39 protein-coding genes (1 of these 39 only partly in view) are annotated in these 21,833 nt (G+C 38.1%); all 39 read left to right on the top strand.

The window, feature by feature from the left end:
* Positions 1-7 precede the first annotated feature (7 nt).
* Complete coding sequence (locus tag TKV_RS10065; RefSeq protein ID WP_003870268.1) at positions 8-262, top strand: ribosomal L7Ae/L30e/S12e/Gadd45 family protein; 255 nt, start codon at positions 8-10, stop codon at positions 260-262.
* 54 nt (positions 263-316) lie between these two features.
* Complete coding sequence (rpsL, locus tag TKV_RS10060; protein ID WP_049686276.1) at positions 317-691, top strand: 30S ribosomal protein S12; 375 nt, start codon at positions 317-319, stop codon at positions 689-691.
* 77 nt (positions 692-768) lie between these two features.
* Positions 769-1,239 (top strand): 30S ribosomal protein S7, encoded by a 471-nt coding sequence (gene rpsG, locus TKV_RS10055; protein WP_049685824.1) that lies wholly within the window; start codon positions 769-771, stop codon positions 1,237-1,239.
* 49 nt (positions 1,240-1,288) lie between these two features.
* Positions 1,289-3,358, top strand: a complete 2,070-nt coding sequence (gene fusA, locus TKV_RS10050) for an elongation factor G (RefSeq protein ID WP_049685823.1) — start codon at positions 1,289-1,291, stop codon at positions 3,356-3,358.
* A 12-nt stretch (positions 3,359-3,370) separates the two neighbouring features.
* On the top strand, positions 3,371-4,573 hold the full coding sequence (gene tuf, locus TKV_RS10045; RefSeq protein ID WP_049685822.1) for an elongation factor Tu: 1,203 nt from the start codon (positions 3,371-3,373) through the stop codon (positions 4,571-4,573).
* Between the two features lie 193 nt (positions 4,574-4,766).
* On the top strand, positions 4,767-5,075 hold the full coding sequence (gene rpsJ, locus TKV_RS10040) for a 30S ribosomal protein S10 (protein ID WP_049685821.1): 309 nt from the start codon (positions 4,767-4,769) through the stop codon (positions 5,073-5,075).
* 47 nt (positions 5,076-5,122) lie between these two features.
* Positions 5,123-5,755, top strand: a complete 633-nt coding sequence (gene rplC, locus TKV_RS10035; RefSeq protein ID WP_049685820.1) for a 50S ribosomal protein L3 — start codon at positions 5,123-5,125, stop codon at positions 5,753-5,755.
* A 17-nt stretch (positions 5,756-5,772) separates the two neighbouring features.
* Positions 5,773-6,393, top strand: coding sequence for a 50S ribosomal protein L4 (rplD, locus tag TKV_RS10030; RefSeq protein ID WP_049685819.1), 621 nt, complete (start codon positions 5,773-5,775; stop codon positions 6,391-6,393).
* Complete coding sequence (rplW, locus tag TKV_RS10025; RefSeq protein WP_049685818.1) at positions 6,393-6,686, top strand: 50S ribosomal protein L23; 294 nt, start codon at positions 6,393-6,395, stop codon at positions 6,684-6,686. The genes rplD and rplW overlap by 1 nt, the downstream gene beginning before the upstream one ends.
* A gap of 22 nt (positions 6,687-6,708) precedes the next feature.
* Entirely contained in the window at positions 6,709-7,536 is an 828-nt protein-coding gene (rplB, locus tag TKV_RS10020) for a 50S ribosomal protein L2 (RefSeq protein WP_049685817.1), read from the top strand.
* Positions 7,537-7,559: 23 nt separating this feature from the next.
* The gene (gene rpsS, locus TKV_RS10015) at positions 7,560-7,841 is read left to right on the top strand and encodes a 30S ribosomal protein S19 (protein WP_049685816.1); all 282 of its coding nucleotides are present in this window, start codon (positions 7,560-7,562) and stop codon (positions 7,839-7,841) included.
* A 17-nt stretch (positions 7,842-7,858) separates the two neighbouring features.
* Positions 7,859-8,194: a 50S ribosomal protein L22 gene (gene rplV, locus TKV_RS10010; RefSeq protein WP_049685815.1), complete on the top strand. Its 336-nt coding sequence runs from the start codon at positions 7,859-7,861 to the stop codon at positions 8,192-8,194.
* A 13-nt stretch (positions 8,195-8,207) separates the two neighbouring features.
* Positions 8,208-8,873 (top strand): 30S ribosomal protein S3, encoded by a 666-nt coding sequence (gene rpsC / locus TKV_RS10005; RefSeq protein ID WP_049685814.1) that lies wholly within the window; start codon positions 8,208-8,210, stop codon positions 8,871-8,873.
* Between the two features lie 4 nt (positions 8,874-8,877).
* On the top strand, positions 8,878-9,312 hold the full coding sequence (rplP, locus tag TKV_RS10000; RefSeq protein WP_049685813.1) for a 50S ribosomal protein L16: 435 nt from the start codon (positions 8,878-8,880) through the stop codon (positions 9,310-9,312).
* Positions 9,302-9,499 (top strand): 50S ribosomal protein L29, encoded by a 198-nt coding sequence (rpmC, locus tag TKV_RS09995; RefSeq protein ID WP_049685812.1) that lies wholly within the window; start codon positions 9,302-9,304, stop codon positions 9,497-9,499. The genes rplP and rpmC overlap by 11 nt, the downstream gene beginning before the upstream one ends.
* 29 nt (positions 9,500-9,528) lie before the next feature.
* A complete protein-coding gene (gene rpsQ, locus TKV_RS09990; protein ID WP_049685811.1) occupies positions 9,529-9,783 on the top strand; it encodes a 30S ribosomal protein S17 in 255 nt (84 codons plus the stop codon).
* 20 nt (positions 9,784-9,803) lie between these two features.
* Positions 9,804-10,172 (top strand): 50S ribosomal protein L14, encoded by a 369-nt coding sequence (gene rplN, locus TKV_RS09985; RefSeq protein WP_049685810.1) that lies wholly within the window; start codon positions 9,804-9,806, stop codon positions 10,170-10,172.
* 14 nt (positions 10,173-10,186) lie between these two features.
* Positions 10,187-10,510 (top strand): 50S ribosomal protein L24, encoded by a 324-nt coding sequence (gene rplX, locus TKV_RS09980; RefSeq protein WP_049685809.1) that lies wholly within the window; start codon positions 10,187-10,189, stop codon positions 10,508-10,510.
* Between the two features lie 23 nt (positions 10,511-10,533).
* A complete protein-coding gene (rplE, locus tag TKV_RS09975) occupies positions 10,534-11,073 on the top strand; it encodes a 50S ribosomal protein L5 (protein ID WP_049685808.1) in 540 nt (179 codons plus the stop codon).
* Positions 11,074-11,089: 16 nt separating this feature from the next.
* The gene (locus TKV_RS09970) at positions 11,090-11,275 is read left to right on the top strand and encodes a type Z 30S ribosomal protein S14 (protein WP_012995899.1); all 186 of its coding nucleotides are present in this window, start codon (positions 11,090-11,092) and stop codon (positions 11,273-11,275) included.
* Positions 11,276-11,293: 18 nt separating this feature from the next.
* Positions 11,294-11,692: a 30S ribosomal protein S8 gene (gene rpsH / locus TKV_RS09965; protein ID WP_049685807.1), complete on the top strand. Its 399-nt coding sequence runs from the start codon at positions 11,294-11,296 to the stop codon at positions 11,690-11,692.
* A gap of 22 nt (positions 11,693-11,714) precedes the next feature.
* Positions 11,715-12,257, top strand: a complete 543-nt coding sequence (rplF, locus tag TKV_RS09960) for a 50S ribosomal protein L6 (RefSeq protein WP_049685806.1) — start codon at positions 11,715-11,717, stop codon at positions 12,255-12,257.
* An 11-nt stretch (positions 12,258-12,268) separates the two neighbouring features.
* Positions 12,269-12,634 (top strand): 50S ribosomal protein L18, encoded by a 366-nt coding sequence (gene rplR / locus TKV_RS09955; protein ID WP_049685805.1) that lies wholly within the window; start codon positions 12,269-12,271, stop codon positions 12,632-12,634.
* Between the two features lie 16 nt (positions 12,635-12,650).
* Positions 12,651-13,154, top strand: a complete 504-nt coding sequence (rpsE, locus tag TKV_RS09950; RefSeq protein WP_049685804.1) for a 30S ribosomal protein S5 — start codon at positions 12,651-12,653, stop codon at positions 13,152-13,154.
* 30 nt (positions 13,155-13,184) lie between these two features.
* The gene (gene rplO / locus TKV_RS09945) at positions 13,185-13,628 is read left to right on the top strand and encodes a 50S ribosomal protein L15 (RefSeq protein WP_049685803.1); all 444 of its coding nucleotides are present in this window, start codon (positions 13,185-13,187) and stop codon (positions 13,626-13,628) included.
* A 1-nt stretch (position 13,629) separates the two neighbouring features.
* The gene (secY, locus tag TKV_RS09940; RefSeq protein WP_049685802.1) at positions 13,630-14,886 is read left to right on the top strand and encodes a preprotein translocase subunit SecY; all 1,257 of its coding nucleotides are present in this window, start codon (positions 13,630-13,632) and stop codon (positions 14,884-14,886) included.
* A gap of 16 nt (positions 14,887-14,902) precedes the next feature.
* A complete protein-coding gene (locus TKV_RS09935) occupies positions 14,903-15,556 on the top strand; it encodes an adenylate kinase (RefSeq protein ID WP_049685801.1) in 654 nt (217 codons plus the stop codon).
* Entirely contained in the window at positions 15,553-16,299 is a 747-nt protein-coding gene (gene map / locus TKV_RS09930; protein WP_049685800.1) for a type I methionyl aminopeptidase, read from the top strand. The genes TKV_RS09935 and map overlap by 4 nt, the downstream gene beginning before the upstream one ends.
* A gap of 15 nt (positions 16,300-16,314) precedes the next feature.
* Positions 16,315-16,581, top strand: coding sequence for a KOW domain-containing RNA-binding protein (locus tag TKV_RS09925; RefSeq protein ID WP_049685799.1), 267 nt, complete (start codon positions 16,315-16,317; stop codon positions 16,579-16,581).
* Positions 16,582-16,605: 24 nt separating this feature from the next.
* Positions 16,606-16,824, top strand: coding sequence for a translation initiation factor IF-1 (infA, locus tag TKV_RS09920; protein WP_049685798.1), 219 nt, complete (start codon positions 16,606-16,608; stop codon positions 16,822-16,824).
* Positions 16,825-16,842: 18 nt separating this feature from the next.
* Positions 16,843-16,956: a 50S ribosomal protein L36 gene (gene rpmJ, locus TKV_RS09915; RefSeq protein ID WP_003373491.1), complete on the top strand. Its 114-nt coding sequence runs from the start codon at positions 16,843-16,845 to the stop codon at positions 16,954-16,956.
* Positions 16,957-16,967: 11 nt separating this feature from the next.
* Complete coding sequence (gene rpsM / locus TKV_RS09910) at positions 16,968-17,336, top strand: 30S ribosomal protein S13 (protein WP_049685797.1); 369 nt, start codon at positions 16,968-16,970, stop codon at positions 17,334-17,336.
* A gap of 17 nt (positions 17,337-17,353) precedes the next feature.
* Positions 17,354-17,746, top strand: coding sequence for a 30S ribosomal protein S11 (gene rpsK / locus TKV_RS09905; protein WP_049685796.1), 393 nt, complete (start codon positions 17,354-17,356; stop codon positions 17,744-17,746).
* A gap of 12 nt (positions 17,747-17,758) precedes the next feature.
* Complete coding sequence (gene rpsD / locus TKV_RS09900) at positions 17,759-18,379, top strand: 30S ribosomal protein S4 (RefSeq protein WP_049685795.1); 621 nt, start codon at positions 17,759-17,761, stop codon at positions 18,377-18,379.
* Between the two features lie 47 nt (positions 18,380-18,426).
* Positions 18,427-19,374 (top strand): DNA-directed RNA polymerase subunit alpha, encoded by a 948-nt coding sequence (locus TKV_RS09895; RefSeq protein WP_049685794.1) that lies wholly within the window; start codon positions 18,427-18,429, stop codon positions 19,372-19,374.
* A 13-nt stretch (positions 19,375-19,387) separates the two neighbouring features.
* Entirely contained in the window at positions 19,388-19,726 is a 339-nt protein-coding gene (rplQ, locus tag TKV_RS09890) for a 50S ribosomal protein L17 (protein ID WP_003868588.1), read from the top strand.
* Positions 19,727-19,808: 82 nt separating this feature from the next.
* Positions 19,809-20,648: an energy-coupling factor transporter ATPase gene (locus tag TKV_RS09885; RefSeq protein ID WP_049685793.1), complete on the top strand. Its 840-nt coding sequence runs from the start codon at positions 19,809-19,811 to the stop codon at positions 20,646-20,648.
* Positions 20,633-21,493: an energy-coupling factor transporter ATPase gene (locus TKV_RS09880; protein WP_049685792.1), complete on the top strand. Its 861-nt coding sequence runs from the start codon at positions 20,633-20,635 to the stop codon at positions 21,491-21,493. The genes TKV_RS09885 and TKV_RS09880 overlap by 16 nt, the downstream gene beginning before the upstream one ends.
* Positions 21,486-21,833, top strand: the 5' end (the start) of a protein-coding gene (locus TKV_RS09875; protein WP_049685791.1) for an energy-coupling factor transporter transmembrane component T family protein. Its footprint extends 459 nt past the window's final position; the window shows 348 of its 807 coding nt (coding positions 1-348); the start codon lies at positions 21,486-21,488; its stop codon lies beyond the right edge, outside the window. The genes TKV_RS09880 and TKV_RS09875 overlap by 8 nt, the downstream gene beginning before the upstream one ends.

Raw genomic sequence — 21,833 nt, 5'->3', positions numbered from 1 at the left:
AAGGCGAATGGCGGGACAAGATTGCCCTTCTAAGCGGGTGGTTGGAGCGAAGCAGACTCTAAAAGCAATAATGAATTGCAATGTACTTCAGGTCTACATTGCAAAAGATGCGGAAGAACATGTTACTAAAAAAATAAAAGAACTATGTGAGGAAAAATCAATTAGAATAGTGTACGTCGATACTATGAAGGAACTTGGGGTAATGTGTGGTATTGATGTAAATGCTGCCGCTGCTGCGGATATTATAGGTGAAAAGAAATAATTACCCCTTTGAGGGGGTAATTATTTCTTGATTTATTTGGAAGGAGGTGCAAAAATGCCAACAATAAATCAGTTAGTAAGACAAGGAAGAAAACCTGTGAAAGCTAAATCTGCTGCTCCAGCTTTAGAGGGTAATCCTCAAAAGAGAGGAGTTTGTGTTGTAGTAAAGACTACAACTCCTAAGAAGCCAAATTCAGCATTGAGAAAAATAGCAAGGGTAAGGCTAACAAATGGTACAGAGGTTACAGCGTACATCCCTGGTATAGGTCACAATTTGCAGGAACACTCTGTAGTTTTAGTAAGAGGTGGAAGGGTTAAAGACCTCCCAGGTGTAAGGTACAAGATTATCAGAGGAGCCCTTGATGCTGCGGGTGTTGCCAATAGAAAGCAAGCTCGTTCAAGGTATGGCGCTAAAAAGCCTAAAAAGTAAAAAAAGATGAAATGGAACTATAATGTATCTAGTAGAGTTAATTATTGTAAAGTTTTTACACAAAAGGAGGGAAAAGGATGCCAAGGAAAGGTCATGTGGAAAGAAGAGAGGTCCTTCCTGATCCTGTATATAATAGCAAAAAAGTTTCCAAACTAATTAATAAGGTAATGTGGGATGGCAAAAAGAGTTTAGCTCAAAAGATTTGTTATGGAGCTTTTGACATAATAAGAGAAAAGACAGGAAGAGATCCTCTTGAAGTTTTTGAAGAAGCTTTAAATAATGTTATGCCTGTTCTTGAAGTAAGGCCTCGAAGAGTAGGTGGTGCCACTTACCAAGTTCCTATGGAAGTAAGGCCTGAAAGAAGGCTTTCTCTTGGAATAAGATGGCTTGTAGAGTATGCAAGGCAAAGAAGTGGCAAATCTATGATGGAAAAATTAGCGTTGGAGATAATGGATGCTGCAAATAATACTGGCGGAAGTGTTAAGAAGAAAGAAGATACTCATAAAATGGCCGAAGCTAATAAAGCTTTTGCTCATTATAGATGGTAATTGTTTATAGGGGGTAGTGAATCTAGGGTACAAGAAAGGAGGATGGAAGATGCCAAGAGACTACAGCTTAGATAAAGTTAGGAACATTGGTATTATGGCGCATATAGATGCAGGGAAAACCACTACTACCGAGCGAATACTTTTTTATACAGGGAAAGTTCATAAGTTAGGAGAAGTCCACGAAGGTACTGCTACAATGGATTGGATGGTACAAGAGCAGGAAAGAGGTATAACTATAACTTCTGCGGCTACTACTTGTTATTGGAAAGGACATAAAATAAACATTATTGATACGCCGGGACACGTGGACTTTACTGTAGAAGTTGAAAGGTCTCTTAGAATATTAGATGGAGCTGTTGCGGTTTTTTCTGCAAAAGAGGGTGTTGAGCCTCAATCTGAAACTGTGTGGAGACAGGCTGACAAATATCATGTTCCAAGAATTGCCTATGTAAATAAAATGGATATAATAGGTGCTGACTTTTTCAATGTAATAAAAATGATAAAGGAAAGATTGGGAGCTAATCCTGTAGCTATACAAATTCCTATTGGAAAAGAAGATACCTTCAGAGGCATTGTAGATTTAATTAAAATGGAAGCCATAATATATGAAGACGACTTAGGTACTGTTATGGATGAAGCTGAAATACCAGATGACCTAAAGGATTTGGCTCAAGAATATAGAGAAAAGTTATTAGAAGCAATTTCCGAACAAGATGAGATTATTTTGGAAAAGTATTTAGAAGGGGAAGAAATAACAGAAGAAGAGATTCACAAAGCATTAAGAAAGGGTACAATAAATGGTGAATTAGTTCCGGTAGTCTGTGGTTCTTCTTATAAAAACAAAGGAATCCAACCCATGTTGGATGCTATAGTGAGATATCTCCCTTCACCGGTAGATATACCGCCTGTAAAAGGCATGGCTTTAGGGACTGGTGAGGAGATTGAGAGAAAAGCCGATGATTCAGAGCCTTTTTCAGCGTTAGCATTTAAAATTATGGCGGACCCTTATGTAGGTAAGCTTGCTTTTTTTAGAGTATATTCTGGTACTTTGAATGCGGGGTCATATGTGTTGAATTCTACAAAAGGTAAAAAAGAAAGAGTAGGAAGAATCCTGCGAATGCATGCAAATCACAGAGAAGAAATTGATGCTGTATACACAGGTGATATAGTTGCAGCCGTTGGACTAAAAGATACTACAACAGGAGATACGCTCTGTGATGAGAATCATCCAATACTTTTAGAATCAATGGATTTTCCAGAACCAGTTATTTCTGTTGCTATAGAGCCTAAGACTAAAGCTGCTCAAGAAAAAATGACTATGGCTTTATTGAAACTAGCTGAAGAAGACCCTACTTTTAAGACATATACTGACCAAGAGACAGGACAGACAATAATAGCTGGTATGGGAGAATTGCACTTAGAGATAATTGTTGATAGGCTAAGAAGAGAGTTTAATGTTGATTGCAATGTAGGTAAGCCTCAAGTTGCTTACAAAGAGACTATTACTAAACCGGTTAAAATTGAAGGGAAATTTATTAGGCAATCCGGCGGACGCGGTCAGTATGGTCATGTTTGGTTGGAGATGGAACCAGCTCCTCGTGGAGAAGGCTATACATTTGAAAATCGCATTGTAGGAGGAGTTATTCCGAAAGAATATATTCCTGCAGTTGACGCAGGTGTTCAAGAAGCTATGCAAAACGGTGTTCTTGGAGGATACCCTGTTATCGATGTAAAAGTGGCATTGGTAGATGGTTCTTACCATGAAGTTGACTCCTCAGATATGGCATTTAAAATAGCTGGGTCTATAGCATTTAAGGAAGGCATGAAAAAGGCAAATCCTGTTCTTTTGGAACCTATTATGAAAGTGGAGGTTGTGGTTCCAGAAGAATACATGGGAGATATAATAGGAGATATAAATTCACGTCGTGGAAGAGTTGAAGGAATGGAAGCAAGAGCTGGAGCCCAGGTTATTAGAGCATTTGTGCCACTTGCTGAAATGTTTGGGTATGCCACTGATTTAAGGTCAAAAACTCAAGGAAGAGGAACTTACACTATGCAGTTCCATCATTATGAAGAAGTGCCAAAAAATATTGCTGATCAAATATTACAAAAAAAGTAAAGGAGGATAAAGATGGCGAAGCAAAAATTTGAGAGGAAGAAACCCCATGTAAACATAGGGACGATAGGGCACGTAGACCATGGGAAGACGACATTGACATCAGCGATAACGATGGTATTATCAAAGATAGGATTGGCAGAAGCGAAGGGATATGATGAAATAGACAAAGCGCCAGAGGAGAAGGCAAGAGGAATAACAATAAACACGACCCACGTAGAATATGAGACAGAGAAGAGGCACTATGCGCACGTAGACTGTCCAGGGCACGCAGACTACGTAAAGAACATGATAACAGGGGCAGCACAGATGGATGGAGCAATACTTGTAGTATCAGCGGCAGACGGTCCAATGCCACAGACGAGGGAGCACATACTATTAGCGAGGCAGGTAGGAGTGCCATATATAGTAGTATTTTTAAACAAAGCGGACATGGTAGACGACGAGGAGTTAATAGAATTAGTAGAGATGGAAGTAAGGGAATTGTTGAACGAATATGATTTTCCAGGAGATGACACACCGATAGTAGTAGGGTCAGCATTAAAGGCATTAGAATGCGGATGTGGCAAGAGAGAATGTCAATGGTGCGGCAAGATATGGGAGTTAATGGATGAAGTAGACAATTATATACCGACACCAGAGAGGGATATAGACAAACCGTTCTTAATGCCAGTAGAGGATGTATTTACGATAACAGGAAGAGGGACAGTAGCGACAGGTAGAGTAGAGAGAGGGAAGATAAAGGTAGGAGACGAAGTAGAGATAATAGGACTTACAACGGAGTTAAGGAAGACAGTAGTGACAGGTGTAGAGATGTTCAGGAAGACGATGGACGAAGCGCAAGCGGGAGACAACATAGGAGTGTTATTAAGAGGAATACAGAGGGACGAAGTAGAGAGAGGGCAAGTATTGGCGAAGCCAGGGACGATAAAGCCGCACACCAAGTTTGAGGCACAGGTGTACGTATTGACGAAGGAAGAAGGAGGAAGGCACACACCATTTTTTGACGGATACAGGCCACAATTTTACTTCAGGACGACAGACGTGACAGGGGTAATACACCTGCCAGAGGGAGTAGAGATGGTAATGCCAGGGGACCATGTAACGATAAAAGTAGAGTTAATAACACCGATAGCGATGGAGGAAGGTTTGAAGTTTGCTATAAGAGAAGGCGGCCGTACAGTAGGTGCTGGCGTTGTGTCAGCAATTGAAGAGTAAAACCAAGATTTTGTGCTAATAGCCTTTGCTATTAGCACAAAACTATTGGTATGTCAAGACTTGTAATGATTTGAGAGTTAGTATAAAATATTAAAGTTGGTTGAGGAAGTTAGGATTTTTTTTTGACTATTAAACGCCCGGATATGTGTATAGATAAAAGTGATTTATGATGGATAAAAGGAGGGAAAATAAAATGCCCAAGCAAAAAATTCGCATACGTTTAAAGGCTTTTGACCATGTTGTTTTAGATCAATCAGCTCAAAAAATAGTGGAAGCTGCAAAAAGGACAGGTGCTGAAGTTTCAGGACCGATTCCATTGCCAACCGAGAAAGATATTATAACAATTTTAAGAGCTCCTCATAAGTACAAAGATTCAAGAGAGCAGTTTGAAATGAGAACACATAAAAGGCTAATAGATATTTTAAATCCTACACCTAAAACGGTAGATGCTCTTATGAGACTTGATTTACCATCTGGTGTTGATATTGAAATAAAATTATAAGAAATTAAGACGCAGAAGCGTCCGCTGATTTCAGGAGGTTGATAAAGGTGAAGAAAGGTATTTTAGGCAGAAAACACGGTATGACTCAAATTTTTGATGAAAAAGGAGAAGTAATTCCAGTAACTGTAATTGAGGCAGGTCCTTGTGTTGTTGTGCAAAAAAAGACAGTTGAAACAGATGGATACAACGCTATCCAAGTTGGTTTTGGAGATATCAAAGAAAAAAGGGTGATAAAGCCTTTAAAAGGACATTTTAAAAAGGCAGGAGTACCTGTCAAGAGATATCTCAGGGAATTTAGGCTTGATGATATAAGTGGTTATGAAGTAGGCAACGAAATAAAAGTAGATATATTCAAGCCAGGAGATAGAGTAGATGTGACAGGTATTTCAAAAGGTAAAGGCTTTGCTGGTGTTGTAAAAAGGTTTGGTGCTAACAGAGGACCTATGTCCCACGGTTCTAAATATCACAGAAGAGTAGGTTCAATGGGTGCTACTACAGACCCTGGAAGGACCTTTAAGGGCAAAATTATGCCTGGTCATATGGGGCACAAGAGAGTTACTATACAAAATCTCGAAGTTGTAAAAGTTGATCCGTCTTTGAATTTGATGTTAGTGAAAGGATCGGTGCCAGGGCCAAAGGGATCGTTGCTTATCATAAAAGACTCAGTGAAGAGCAAGTGATGAAAGGAGGAAAAAGGATGCCTAAAGTAGCGGTTTATAATATAAAAGGGGAAAAAGTAGGAGAGATTGAATTAAAAGATTCAGTTTTTGGCGTCCCTGTAAATGTTCCTGTAATGCACGAGGCAGTGTTAAACTATTTGGCAAATCAAAGACAAGGCACTCATTCGACTAAAACCCGCGGCGAAGTTCGTGGAGGCGGAAGAAAGCCTTGGAGACAAAAAGGCACAGGAAGAGCTCGTCAGGGAAGTATAAGAGCACCACAATGGATTAAAGGTGGTGTTGTCTTTGGTCCAAAACCGAGAGATTATAGCTACAAACTACCTAAGAAAGTAAAAAGATTGGCTTTGAAGTCTGCACTTTCTTCTAAGGTGAGAGATAATGAAATTATAGTATTAGATGAGTTTAAGCTAGAGCAACCAAAGACAAAGAAAGTTGTTGAGGTTCTTAAAAATTTCAATGTTGACAATGCCTTGATAGTAATACCTGAAGGAGAAAAGAATATTGAATTGTCAGCGAGAAATATACCTGGTGTCAAGACTTTATATGCTAATTCCCTGAATACTTATGATATTTTAAAGTATGACAAGTTCATTATAACGAAAGACGCCGTGGGCATAGTCGAGGAGGTGTATGCTTGATGGAAGCTCGCGATATCATAATAAGACCAGTTATAACAGAAAAAAGCATGAATCTTATGGGTGAGAGGAAATACACCTTCATAGTCAACAAAAATGCTAACAAAATTCAAATAAAAAAAGCAGTAGAAGATATTTTTGGAGTCAAAGTAGAAAAAGTTTATACTATGAATTACAAAGGGAAACCCAAAAGGATGGGAAAATACGAAGGTAGGACAAATAGTTATAAAAAAGCGATAGTAAAACTCACGCCTGATAGTAAGGGAATAGAGTTCTTTGAGGGATTGCAGGCATAATTTCTGTTAAGGAGGGAAAGAAATGGGAATAAAAACATTTAAGCCGACATCTCCCGGAAGACGTCAGATGACGGTATTAACTTTTGAAGAAGTCACTAAGGACAAACCAGAAAAATCCTTAGTTGTTTCTTTGACCAAATCCGGCGGAAGAAATGTGTATGGAAGAATTACAGTGAGACATCGTGGCGGTGGACATAAGAGAAAATATAGAATTATAGATTTTAAAAGAGACAAAGACGGAATACCAGGTAAGGTTGCTGCTATAGAGTACGATCCAAACAGAACTGCGTATATTGCACTTATTCATTATGTTGACGGCGAAAAAAGATATATAATAGCTCCTCATGGCTTAAAAGTAGGAGATGTAATAGAGTCCGGCGAAAATGTAGATATAAAAATTGGTAATGCTTTGCCTTTGAGAAATATTCCTGTAGGAACGATAATTCACAATATCGAGCTTACACCGGGAAAAGGTGGACAGTTAGTAAGAGCTGCTGGTGCGGCTGCACAGCTTATGGCTAAAGAAGGAGATTATGTTCAAGTTAGAATGCCTTCCGGCGAGATTAGACTAATTCGTGCAGACTGTCGTGCTACAATTGGACAGGTGTCAAATTTAGACCATGAGAATGTTAAAATAGGAAAAGCAGGAAGGTCAAGATGGCTTGGAATAAGACCCACTGTTAGAGGTTCGGCGATGAATCCTGTTGACCATCCACATGGCGGTGGTGAAGGTAAAGCTCCAATTGGTCATCCAGGACCACTTACACCATGGGGTAAACCTGCATTGGGTTACAAGACACGTAAGAAACATAAGGCATCGGATAAATTTATTATTAAGAGACGCAAATAATTTAGGGAAAGGAGGCTAATGCTTTGAGCAGGTCTTTAAAAAAGGGTCCTTATGTCGACCAAAAACTTCTTAAGAAAATTATCGAGATGAACAAAAAGAATGAAAAGAAAGTTATCAAGACATGGTCAAGGAGTTCAACTATATTTCCTGAAATGGTAGGCCATACAATAGCGGTACACGATGGAAGAAAACATGTGCCTATTTATATAACAGAAGCGATGGTGGGTCATAAATTAGGGGAATTTGCTCCTACACGAACGTTCCGCGGCCATGCTGATACAGAGAAAACTTCCAAAGTTAAATAGGCGAAGGAGGAGATAGTGTGGAAGCAAGGGCTATTGCTAGGTATGTAAGAATTTCCCCACGAAAAGTCAGATTAGTCCTTGACTTGATACGCGGGAAACACGTAGATGAAGCGCTGACCATTTTGAGGTTTACGCCTAAGAGGGCAGCAGGTATAGTGGAAAAAGTGTTAAAGTCAGCTATTGCTAATGCGGAAAATAACCACGGCATGAACAGAGATAATCTGTATGTTGCTAAGGCTGTGGCAGATGAAGGCCCTATGATGAAAAGACTTTTTCCAAGAGCGATGGGTAGGGCGGATATAATAAGAAAAAGAACTAGCCACATTACAATAGTCGTTAAGGAAAGAGAATAAAGGAGGGATATGCGTGGGCCAAAAAGTACACCCATATGGACTAAGAGTAGGTGTTACTCAAGACTGGGTAGCTAAGTGGTATGCTGATGACAAAGACTTTGCCAAAACTCTGGTAGAAGATATTAAGATAAGAAATTATATAAAAGAGAAGTTGTATTCAGCTGGAATTCCTAAAATTGTAATTGAAAGAGCTTCTAACAGGATAAAGATAGATATTCATGCTGCAAAACCTGGAATGGTTATTGGAAAAGGTGGAGCTGGAATTGAAAAATTGAGAGAAGAATTAGAGAAGATGACAAACAAAACAGTTATTTTAAACATAGTTGAAGTTAAAACTCCAGAACTTAGTGCACAACTGGTAGCGGAAAATATAGCAGCTCAAATTGAAAAGAGAATATCCTACAGGAGAGCGATGAAACAAGCTATAGCAAGAGCTATGAAATTAGGCGCAAAAGGTATAAAAATTGCATGTTCAGGAAGGTTGGCTGGAGCGGAAATTGCTCGTACTGAAAGGTATCATGAAGGTGTTGTACCACTTCAAACATTGAGAGCAGACATTGATTACGGTTTTGCAGAAGCAAATACTACTTACGGCAAGATTGGAGTTAAAGTATGGATAAATAAAGGAGAGATACTGCCACAGCCTAAAAAGCAGGTAACCGCGGAAGGAGGTAAGTAAAAACATGTTAATGCCAAAAAGAGTAAAATACAGAAAACAGCAGAGAGGCAGAATAAAAGGCAATGCTACACGTGGTAATACATTAACTTATGGAGAGTATGGTTTGCAAGCGTTGGAACCAGGATGGATTACCGCCACCCAAATTGAGGCGGCAAGGGTTGCTATGACGAGGTTTATAAAAAGAGGCGGAAAGGTTTGGATAAAAATTTTTCCTGATAAACCTGTCACTAAAAAGCCGGCTGAAACACGTATGGGTTCTGGAAAAGGGTCTCCTGAATTTTGGGTAGCAGTTGTAAAACCTGGTAGAGTGCTTTTTGAAATAGGTGGTGTTTCGGAAGAAGTAGCAAAAGAGGCTTTAAGGCTTGCAAAGCATAAACTGCCTATAAAGACAAAGTTTTTAAAACGTGAAGAATTGGGTGGTGAAGAGAATGAAAGCTAAAGAGATTAGAGAGCTTACTAGTGAAGAATTGTTACAAAAGCTTTCAGAGTTAAAGACAGAGCTTTTTAATTTGAGGTTTCAGCTTGCTACCGGTCAACTGGATAATCCTATGAGGATAAGAGATGTAAGAAAAACAATTGCCAGAATAAAAACTATTCTGAGAGAACGTGAATTAGGTATTAGGTAAAATAAAGCATATGGAAGGAGGGCATTCAATTGGAAAGAGGCCATAGAAAAGTTAGAATAGGTACGGTTGTCAGCAATAAAATGCAAAAAACCATTGTAGTTGCTGTAGAAGACAGAGTAAGACATCCTCTTTACGGAAAGACGATGAAAAGGACTAAAAAATTTAAGGTTCATGATGAAAATAATATATGCAATGTTGGAGATGTAGTTAAAATAATGGAAACAAGACCACTCAGCAAAGAAAAAAGATGGAGGCTTGTTGAAATAATTAAAAAAGCTGAATAACTTGAAAGGAGGTAATTAACATGATTCAACCTCAAACACGATTAAAAGTAGCAGATAACACAGGTGCAAAGGAAATCATGTGCATTCGTCTTGAAGGCGGTTCAAATAGAAAGTTCTCTAATATAGGTGATGTAATAGTCGCTTCTGTAAAAAGTGCAACACCCGGTGGTGTTGTGAAAAAAGGTGAGGTTGTTAAAGCTGTAATTGTCAGAACAAAAAAAGGTATTGCTCGAAAAGATGGCACTTATATAAGGTTTGATGACAATGCGGCAGTAATAATAAGAGATGATAAACAACCTAGAGGTACTCGTATTTTTGGACCAGTAGCTAGGGAATTAAGAGAAAAAGACTTCATGAAAATTATATCTTTGGCTCCTGAAGTGCTTTAAGGGAGGGTTGAAAAATGGCACGAAATAAATTGCACGTAAAAAAAGGAGACATGGTCGTTATAATTTCTGGTAAAGATAAAGGCAAAAAGGGCAAAGTATTACAAGCTTTTCCTAAAGAAGGTAAAATAATTGTTGAAGGTGTTAATATTGTAACAAAACACAGAAAATCAACTAATCCACAAAAACCTGGTGGCATAATCCATCAAGAAGCACCTATTTACAGTTCAAAAGCTATGCTCTATTGTGAAAATTGCGGCAGAGGAGTTCGTTATGGCATAAAAATACTCGAAAACGGAGAAAAAGTTCGTTACTGCAAGAGGTGTAACGAAACGCTATAATATGAAAGGGAAGGAGGCTAATTATGTCAAGGCTGAGAGAAAAGTACGAAAAAGAAGTTGTACCAGCGCTGATGGAGCGCTTTGGATATAAAAACATAATGCAAGTTCCCAAAATGGAAAAAATAGTTATAAATATAGGTGTGGGAGAAGCAAAGGAAAACCCTAAAGCGCTGGAAGCTGCAGTTAATGATTTAACTTTGATTGCAGGACAAAAACCAGTAATTACACGCGCTAAAAAATCAATTGCCAATTTTAAAATTCGTCAAGGAATGCCGATTGGGGTAAAAGTGACTTTAAGAGGCGAAAGAATGTACGAATTTATGGATAAGCTTTTTAATATAGCTTTGCCACGTGTCAGAGACTTTAAAGGAGTTTCTCCGAAGTCTTTTGACGGAAGAGGAAATTATGCGTTGGGAATAAAAGAACAGCTAATTTTCCCGGAAATTGATTATGACAAAATAGACAAGATAAGAGGAATGGATATAATCTTTGTAACCACAGCAAAGACAGATGAAGAGGCTAAGGGATTACTAGAACTTTTAGGTATGCCATTTGCAAAGTAAAGGAGGGTAAAATTACATGGCAAGAAAGGCCTTGATAGTAAAGCAGCAAAAACCCCAAAAATATAAGACAAGAGAATATAACAGATGCAAAATTTGTGGTAGACCCCGTGCATATTTGAGGAAGTTTGGCATGTGCCGTATATGTTTTAGAAAATATGCCCATCAAGGGATGATACCAGGCGTTAAAAAAGCAAGTTGGTAAAAGAGGGGAGGTAGTACAATGGTAATGACAGATCCTATAGCAGATATGCTTACTCGCATTAGAAATGCAAATATTGCAAGACATGAGACCGTAGAAATACCTGCTTCAAATGTGAAAAGAGCCATTGCAATGATTATGCTAAAAGAAGGTTTTATAAAAGCAGTGGAAGAAATAGATGATGGAAAACAAGGCATCCTCAAATTGACATTGAAGTACGGACCAAATAAAGAAAGAGTTATATCTGGCTTAAAGAGAATAAGTAAGCCTGGCTTGAGAGTATATGCAAGACACGACGAATTGCCCCGTGTATTAGGAGGTTTAGGTATAGCTATCATTTCAACTTCCAAAGGGATAATGACAGATAAAGAAGCAAGAAAAGCAGGAGTTGGAGGAGAAGTCATTTGCTACATCTGGTAATTTCAGTAAGGAGGTGTGAATAGTGTCTAGAATAGGAAGATTACCTATAGAAATACCAAAAGGAGTAGAAGTTAAAGTAAATCCGGGTAATGTAGTTGTTGTTAAGGGGAGCAAAGGTACATTAGAGAAGAAATTTTCACCGCTTGTTAATATAGATGTAAAAGATAATAAAGTCATTGTGACAAGAAATGGTGATGATAAAGAAGAAAGAGCCCTTCACGGAACGACAAGAGCGATAATTGCAAATATGGTAAAAGGTGTAAGTGAAGGCTTTGAAAAGGCTTTAGAAATAGTAGGCGTTGGATACCGTGCTGCTAAGCAAGGAAAAAAATTGGTCTTAAATGTAGGATATTCCCATCCCGTAGAAATAGAAGAAGAACTAGGTATTGAAATTATAGTGGAAGGGAATAACAAGATAATCGTAAGGGGTTGTGACAAGGAAAAAGTTGGGCAAGTTGCTGCAAATATTAGAAGAGTCCGTGAGCCTGATGCTTATCAAGGCAAGGGCATTAGATATGTAGGCGAAGTTGTAAGACTAAAAGAAGGTAAAACTGGCAAGAAGTAAGGGGTGAGATGATGATTATAAAACCAAATAGGAACGAATTAAGAAAAAGACGTCATTTAAGAGTTAGAAAAAAGGTCTTTGGTACACCGGAAAGGCCGCGACTTAATGTATTTAGAAGTCTGAAACACATTTATGTGCAAATTATCGATGATACTAAAGGGCATACTCTTGTTCATGCATCTACTTTGGACCCTGAACTAAGAGGCATTGCTAAAGGAGCAAATAAGCAATCTGCAAAATTGGTAGGTCAATTAATTGCTAAGAGGGCTTTAGAAAAAGGTATAAAAGATGTAGTTTTTGATAGAGGCGGATACCTCTACCACGGTGTAGTTAAAGAATTGGCTGATGCTGCAAGAGAAGCAGGGTTAAATTTCTAAACGAGGAGGGAAATGAATGGCTCGAGTTGATTGGACTAAGCTCGATTTAAAAGAAAGAGTCGTAAGCATAAATCGTGTTGCAAAAGTTGTGAAGGGCGGAAGAAATTTTAGATTTAGCGTCACAGTTGTAGTTGGCGATGCAGAAAAGGGCTATGTAGGAGTAGGAAGAGGTAAAGCTGTAGAAATTCCAGACGCAATTAGAAAAGCTATAGAGGATGCAAAAAAACACTTAATTAAGGTTCCAATTGTAGGTACTACTATTCCCCATGAAGTCATAGGGGAATTTGGCGCTGGAAAAGTACTTTTAAAACCTGCTAAAGAAGGTACTGGAGTTATTGCAGGAGGACCTGTGCGTGCCGTTCTTGAGTCCGCAGGTATAAAAGACGTTTTGACAAAGTCACTCGGTTCTTCTAATGCAACTAATATGGTTTATGCGACAATAGAAGGGCTGAAAAAATTGAGAACAGCTGAAGAAGTAGCAAGATTACGCGGAATTCCAGTAAGCCAATTGTTTGAATAAATCGACAAACTTTATGTAGGAGGTGCAAAGATGAGACTCCACGATTTAAAACCAGCAGAAGGAGCAAGACGTGAGAGAAAAAGAGTAGGTAGAGGAATCGGTTCAGGGCACGGTAAAACATCAGGCAGAGGACAAAAAGGTCAAAAAGCGAGAAGTGGCGGTGGAGTGCGTCCAGGCTTTGAAGGAGGCCAAATGCCACTTACAAGAAGACTCCCAAAAAGAGGTTTTACTAACATATTCAAAAAAGAATATGCAATTGTAAATGTTGGAACTTTAGAAGAAAGGTTTGAGGATGGAGCGGTAATTACTCCTGAAATTTTAATAGAAAGTGGTATAATTAAAGATGTAAAAGATGGGGTTAAAATATTAGGTGACGGAGATTTAAGCAAAAAATTCACTGTTAGGGCTCATAAATTCAGTCAAAGTGCCATTGAAAAAATACAAGCCGTTGGGGGAAAGGCAGAGGTGATATAGAGTGTTTCAAACCCTTGTCAGCGCGTGGAAGGTCGATGATATAAGAAAAAGGATACTTTATACAGTAGGCATGCTTGTAATATTCAGGCTTGGGTCTCATATTCCTGTGCCAGGAGTTGACCCAAAGCAGATTGCTCACATACTTGGTCAAGGTCAATTGTTTGGATTTTTTGACATAATATCAGGTGGTGCTTTTCGCGAATTTACCATTTTTGCGATGAGCATTATACCTTACATCAATGCCTCGATTATAATGCAGCTACTTACAATAGCTATTCCATCACTTGAGCAATTAGCAAAGGAAGGAGAAGAAGGAAGAAAGAAAATTGCTCAGTATACTAGGTATTTAACGGTAGTACTTGCTTTGATACAGGCTATAGGAATGACTTTTGGGCTTAGGGCTGCAGTTATCAATCCGACATTTTTTAACTTGTCCGTAATTGTTATAACCTTGACGGCAGGTACAGCTTTTCTCATGTGGCTAGGCGAAAGAATAACAGAAAATGGAATAGGTAATGGGAGTTCACTGATAATTTTTGCAGGGATAGTATCAAGAATTCCTAATATGGTTTATCTCACTGTAGAGTATATACATGCTGGAACAGCAAATATTTTTGGGGCTATTGCTTTTGTGCTGGCAGAGCTTGTGATGATAGTGCTGATAATACTGGCTACAGAAGGCCAGAGAAGGATTCCTGTGCAATATGCTAAAAGAGTTGTAGGAAGAAGAGTTTATGGTGGTCAGAGTACTCACATACCTATAAGAATAAATATGGCAGGGGTTATACCTATTATATTTGCTTTGTCACTACTACAATTTCCACAACAAGTGGCTGCCTTTTTCCCACGCTCAACGTTTTACAACTTTGTACAAAAATGGCTTAGCACCAATGGTTTGATATACAATATTTTGGATATCTTACTAATTATAGGTTTTACGTATTTCTACACGGCAGTAATATTTAATCCAGTAGAAATTTCAGATAACTTGAAAAAATATGGTGGTTTTATACCAGGAATAAGGCCGGGGAAACCTACCACGGATTATATTACAAGAGTGTTAAACAGAGTTACTTTCGTAGGAGCTGTGTTTTTAGCGTTTATTGCTACAATGCCTGTAATTTTGATGAACATTACGGGTTTACAGCTTTACTTTGGTGGTACAGCGCTTTTGATTGCAGTAGGTGTGGCCCTCGATACTATGAAACAAATTGAAGGTCACCTTATTATGAGAAACTATCAAGGATTTTTAAAATAAATAAGGGGGAAGTGTTATGAGAGTAATACTTTTGGGACCCCCAGGTGCTGGCAAAGGAACACAAGCCGTGAAAATTGCTAAGGAGTTTAACATTCCTCATATATCAACAGGAGATATTTTCAGACAAAACTTAAGAGACAATACTGATTTGGGAAAACTAGCAAAAGAGTATATGGATAAAGGATTATTGGTCCCCGATGAAGTTACTAACAGAATAGTAGAAGATAGATTAGAAAAAGAAGACTGTAAAAAAGGGTTTTTGTTGGACGGCTATCCCAGGAATGTTTCTCAAGCGGAAGAATTAGATAGATTCCTGGAAAAGCAAGGCAATTCTTTGAATTGTGTGTTAAATATTGAGGTTGATAGAGATGTATTAATTGAAAGGATTACGGGCAGAAGAATTTGTCCCAACTGTGGTGCGACATATCATATAAAAAATTCTCCTCCAGCTGTGGACAATGTATGCGACAAATGTGGTACTCAATTGATACAGCGTTCGGATGATAAAATAGAATCTGTTTTAAAAAGATTGGAAGTTTATGACAGTCAAACAAAACCGTTGATTGAATATTACACCAGAAAGAAAATTTTAATAAATATTGATGGAAACAAATCTGTAGAAGAAGTGTTTGAAAGCATTAAAAGATCTTTAGGAGACGACAGTAGATGATATATATTAAATCTAACCACGAAATTGAATTGATGCGGATAGCTGGCAAGGTAATTGCTAAGTTGTTTGAAATTCTTGAAAAACAGATTAAGCCAGGGATAACGACCATTGAATTGGATAAGATTGCAGAGGAGTTTATCATAAAAAATAGTTGCAAACCTGCCTTTAAGGGGTTGTATGGTTTTCCTGCTACTATTTGCGCCTCAGTGAATGAAGAAGTAGTTCATGGTATACCAAGTTTAAGAAAGCTCAAAGAAGGCGATATTATAAGTATAGACGTGGGAGCCTCGTATAACGGTTATAATGCAGATGCTGCCAGGACCTTTGCTGTAGGGGAGATTTCTGCTGAGGCTCAAAAACTCATAGAAGTAACCAAAAACAGCTTTTTTGAGGGTATAAAATACGCGAGAGAAGGGAATAGGTTATCTGATATTTCTCACGCAATACAAACTTATGTAGAAAGTCATGGCTTTTCAGTAGTAAGAGAATATGTTGGACATGGGATAGGCATAAAAATGCATGAAGATCCACAGATTCCTAATTTTGGTCCCCCTGGAAGAGGGCCTAGATTAAAAAGAGGTATGTGCCTTGCTATAGAACCGATGGTAAATGCGGGACATTATGCAGTAAGAACATTAGAAGATAATTGGACAGTAGTGACTGTTGATGGCAGTTTATCAGCCCATTACGAAAATACTATTGTTATTACGGATGGGGACCCAGAAATACTGACCATTTTATAAGAGGTGAATTTATTAATGGATGACTTGCAAATTGGTCAGATTGTGCGCAGCAAGGCTGGACGGGATAAAGGTAGAGTTTTTGTAGTAGTGGGAAAATTTGACGATAATCATGTGCTTATATCAGATGGGGATTTAAGGAAAATAGAAAAACCAAAAAAGAAAAAGATTAAGCATCTTCAACGATATAACGAGGTTCTTACGCAAATTAAAGACAAAATCCTCAAAGGGGATAACTTGACTAATAAAGAAATAAAGAAAGCTTTAGAACCTTATAAATCCTGAGTCAATAAGGAGGAATGGATATCCTTGGCAAAAGATGATGTTATTGAAGTTGAGGGCACAGTTGTAGAGGCTTTACCGAATGCCATGTTTCAAGTACAATTAGATAATGGGCACAAAGTACTAGCTCATGTTTCTGGAAAACTTAGAATGAATTTTATACGGATACTTCCTGGAGACAGAGTAACAGTAGAATTGTCTCCTTATGATTTAAGTCGAGGAAGAATTGTATGGCGTGGAAAGTGATAAGGAGGGTGTTTGGAAATGAAAGTAAGGCCATCTGTAAAACCTATTTGTGAAAAATGTAAAGTTATAAAAAGAAAAGGTAGAGTTATGGTAATTTGTGAGAATCCAAAACATAAGCAAAAACAAGGTTAGGAGGTGTAAAAATGGCGAGAATAGCAGGTGTTGACTTACCAAGGGACAAAAGAATAGAAATTGCGTTGACATATATATATGGCATAGGCCGTTCCCGTTCAAATGAGATTCTTGCTAAAGCAGGAGTAAACCCCGATACAAGGGTTAAGGACTTGACAGAAGAAGAAGTTTCAAGGCTCAGAGAGATAATTGATAAAGAATACAAAGTTGAAGGTGACCTAAGAAAAGAAGTAGCTTTAAACATAAAAAGATTAATGGATATAGGATGCTACAGAGGCATAAGGCATAAAAGAGGTTTACCTGTAAGAGGCCAAAGGACAAGAACAAATGCTAGAACGAGAAAAGGGCCAAGAAAGACTGTGGCTAAAAAGAAGAAGTAAAATAAGGAGGGAAATTAATGGCTAAAAAAGTTAAAAGAGCTACAAGAAGGCGTGAGAAAAAACACGTAGAGCGCGGAGTGGCACATATCCATTCTACGTTTAATAATACAATTGTAACCATAACAGACCCTGCCGGAAATACAATTTCTTGGGCAAGTGCTGGTACAATAGGATTTAAAGGTTCAAGAAAATCTACACCTTTTGCGGCACAAATGGCTGCAGAGTCGGCTGCAAAATCAGCCATGGAACACGGTATGAAGACTGTCGATGTGTATGTAAAAGGACCTGGTGCAGGTAGAGAAGCAGCAATAAGAGCTTTACAGGCGGCTGGCCTTGAAGTAAGTCTTATAAAAGACGTAACACCAATTCCACACAACGGTTGCAGACCGCCAAAGAGAAGAAGAGTATGAGGAGGTGCAAATATGGGAAGATACACAGGACCTACATGCAGATTATGCAGAAGAGAAGGTATGAAATTATATTTGAAAGGTGATAAATGTTATACAGATAAATGTCCTTTTACAAGGAGGGCATATGCTCCAGGCCAACACGGACAAAACAAAAAGAAGCTTACAAACTACGCTATGCAATTGAGAGAAAAGCAAAAATTAAAAAGGTATTATGGCGTTTTAGAGAGACAATTTGTCAGATATTATGAAGAAGCAGAAAGAATGAAGGGAATCACTGGCGAAAACTTGCTGCAACTTTTAGAAAGGCGTCTTGATAATGTAGTATTTAGACTTGGATTTGCAGCATCTCGTCCACAAGCGAGACAGCTTGTAAGTCAAGGACACATAGAGGTAAATGGCAAAAAGGTTGACATACCATCTTATTTAGTAAAACCAGGTGACGTCATAGCAGTGAGAGAAAAAAGCCGCTCAATGGAATTAATAAAGAATAATTTAGAAGTATCTCGAACTGTGCCAGATTGGCTGGAGCTCGATAAAGATGCCTTCGAAGGTAGAGTAGTATCAATGCCAAGAAGAGAACATATAGATCTACCTATCCAAGAGCACTTGATTGTTGAGCTTTATTCTAAGTAAAATAATAATCGGTTACCCTCATAAAATAGCCAAAAGGAGGGTTCACTATGTTTGAAATGATTGAACCAAAAATAGAGATTGTTGAACAGACGGAAGATGGGACGTACGGTAAATTTGTAGTAGAACCTCTGGAGAGGGGTTATGGAATAACTTTAGGTAATTCTTTAAGGCGTGTACTTTTGTCTTCGCTTCCTGGAGCTGCTCCTAAATCTGTAAAAATAGATGGAGTGTTACATGAGTTTTCTACATTACCAGGAGTAAAAGAAGATGTAGTAGAAATTATATTGAACCTTAAAGAGGTAGCTGCAAAATTACATTCTGACGAACCTGTAGTTGCAAGAATTGATGTTGAAGGTAAAGGAGAAGTTACTGCAGGTCATATAGTAGGTGGTGGGGATTTGGAAATTTTAAACCCCAATCACCATATTGCTACTTTAAGTGATGATGGTAAGCTCCACATGGAAATTGTATTTGTAAAAGGCAAAGGATATGTACCTTCTGATAAGAACAAAGAGCCAAATCAGCCAATTGGGGTTATTCCAGTAGACTCTATTTTCACGCCAGTAAAAAGGGTAAGCTATAACGTAGAAAATACCCGTGTGGGACATGTTACAGATTATGACAAACTTACACTAGAAATATGGACTAATGGAACAGTAACTCCTAAAGAGGCTATTAGTATGGCCTCTGACATGTTAATTAAATACTTCCAAAAATTTATATCTTTTACTGGAGAGTACAAAAGTTCAGATATTTTTGTAGATAAGCCGGAAAAAAAAATCGAAAAGCCTCTTGACATGACGATTGAGGAATTGGACCTATCTGTCAGGTCATATAATTGTTTAAAAAGAGCTGGTATAAATACAGTGCAGGAATTGACTCAAAAGACAGAGGAAGAAATGATGAAGGTGAGAAACTTAGGAAAAAAATCTCTTGAGGAAGTTAAACAAAAACTTGAAGCATTAGGACTCAGCTTAAAAAAGGCAGACGAATGAAGGAGGGTTGAATATGGGCTACAGAAAATTAGGGCGTCCTTCTGACCAAAGGAGAGCCATGCTTAGAAATTTAGTAACAGATTTCTTAAAATACGGAAGAATAACAACAACAGAAGCTAGAGCGAAGGAAGTTCGCAGCATTTCTGAAAAAATGATTACTCTTGGTAAAAGAGGCGATTTACACGCAAGAAGACAGGCATTGGCTTATATCTTAGATGAAAGTGTTGTAAAAAAATTGTTTGACGAAATAGCCCCAAAATATAAAGATAGACAAGGTGGATACACAAGAATTCTAAAGCTTGGGCCTCGCAGAGGAGATGGCGCACCACTGGTAATTATTGAATTGGTGTAGAAATTAAAGGGGTTAAGTTTGGTGGCCGGAACTTAATCCCTATTTTTCATAGATAAGTTCACAATGCAAAGAAGGTGTCCCTATGGAACACATAATAACTACGAAAAACTTGTCCTTTAAGTATCAGTCATCCGAGGATACGCAGCAATTAGTCTTAAAAAATTTGAATTTGGAATTTGAAAAGGGGCAATTTATCGCTATAATAGGGCATAATGGTTCTGGCAAATCAACATTGGCTAAGCATTTTAATGCTCTGTTATTGCCTACAGAAGGGAAAGTATACGTAAAAGGCATGGATACAAAAGACAAAAATCTTTTGTGGGACATAAGACAGACAGCAGGTTTGGTATTTCAAAACCCTGATAACCAAATAGTAGCAGCTATAGTAGAAGAGGATATTGCTTTTGGTCCCGAAAACTTAGGGATTCCTCCAGATGAGATAAGAGAAAGAGTAGAATATGCTCTAAAAGTTGTAGATATGCTGCAATATAAAGATTATGCTCCTCATATGCTTTCAGGGGGACAAAAGCAAAGAGTAGCAATTGCCGGCATTATTGCAATGAAGCCGGAGTGCATAGTCTTAGACGAGCCTACTGCAATGCTTGACCCTATTGGCAGAAGAGAAGTCATCTCCACAATCAAAAAACTTAATAAAGAAGAAGGAATTACTGTAATATTAATAACACATTTCATGGAGGAAGCTGTAAATGCCGATAGGGTCATTGTGATGGATGATGGCAAAGTAATCTTAGATGGTACTCCGAGGGAGGTTTTTAAAGAAGTAAAACTTTTAAAAAAAATCGGCCTTAGTGTGCCCCAGGTTACAGAATTGGCTTATCAACTAAAAGAAGAAGGCTTTGACGTCCCTACCGATATCTTGACTGTGGAGGAAATGGTGAGATTTTTATGCCAATACGCGTAGAAAATTTGCGCTTTGTGTATAATGAGGGGACGCCGTATGAAACAGTAGCCTTAAAAGATATAAATTTTGAAATCCAGGACAAAGAGTTTGTAGGGATAATAGGGCACACAGGTTCGGGAAAATCTACACTTATACAGCATCTCAACGGTCTTTTAAAACCTACTTCTGGTAAAATATATATAAATGGAATAGATATAACAGATAAGAGTGTAAGCCTAAAAGATGTAAGAAAAGAAGTAGGATTGGTATTTCAGTATCCAGAGTATCAGCTTTTTGAAGAAACTATTTTTAAAGACATAGCTTTTGGACCTATCAATTTAGGCTTAAGTGAAGAGGAGATAGAAGAAAGAGTATATGAAGCAATGGATATTGTTGGGGTTAGCAGAGAATTAGCTGATAAATCCCCCTTTGAAGTGTCAGGCGGTCAAAGGCGGAGAATTGCTATAGCAGGGATACTGGCGATGAAGCCCAAAATTTTGATATTAGATGAACCGACTGCGGGACTTGATCCTAAAGGGAAAGAAGAGATATTGAATAAAATTAAAGAGATACATGACAAATACAACATGATAACAATTTTAGTTTCCCATAGCATGGAAGATATAGCTAAATTTGCAGATAAAATCATAGTTATGAACAAAGGTAGAATAGAACTTATTGGAACTCCACGGGAGGTTTTTAAGCAAGCAGAGAAATTAGAAAAAATAGGTTTAGGGGTGCCACAAATAACTTACCTTGCGAGAGAATTGCGAAAAAAAGGCATAGATGTGCCAGAGGATGTTTTGACTGTGGAAGAAGCAAAAGAGTATATAGCCCGTTATCTCAGGGGGATTAAAAATGTTTAGAAACATTACAATTGGCCAGTATATTCCGGGCGATTCTATTGTGCACAATTTAGACCCTAGGATAAAATTGATAATTACCTTTATATTCATAATAGCAATCTTTCTTATTAGTAACTTTTCAGGGTATATCTTTGTATTAGTATATATATATTTAATAGTTTCAATATCAAAAATACCGTTTGGCTATGTCTTAAAAGGGTTAAGGCCTATAATTATAATTCTTTTGCTTACAGTAGGATTGAATATGTTTTTTACTCCCGGAGGGGTGGCATTATACACCTTAGGACCTCTAAAAATCACTACAGCCGGACTAAAACTCGCCGTATTTATGGCGTTAAGA

It is taken from the genome of Thermoanaerobacter kivui, assembly GCF_000763575.1.
Taxonomy (GTDB): Bacteria; Bacillota; Thermoanaerobacteria; order Thermoanaerobacterales; family Thermoanaerobacteraceae; genus Thermoanaerobacter; species Thermoanaerobacter kivui.
Note: the sequence above shows the minus strand (reverse complement) of the source record. Positions and strands in the feature narration are given on the sequence as shown.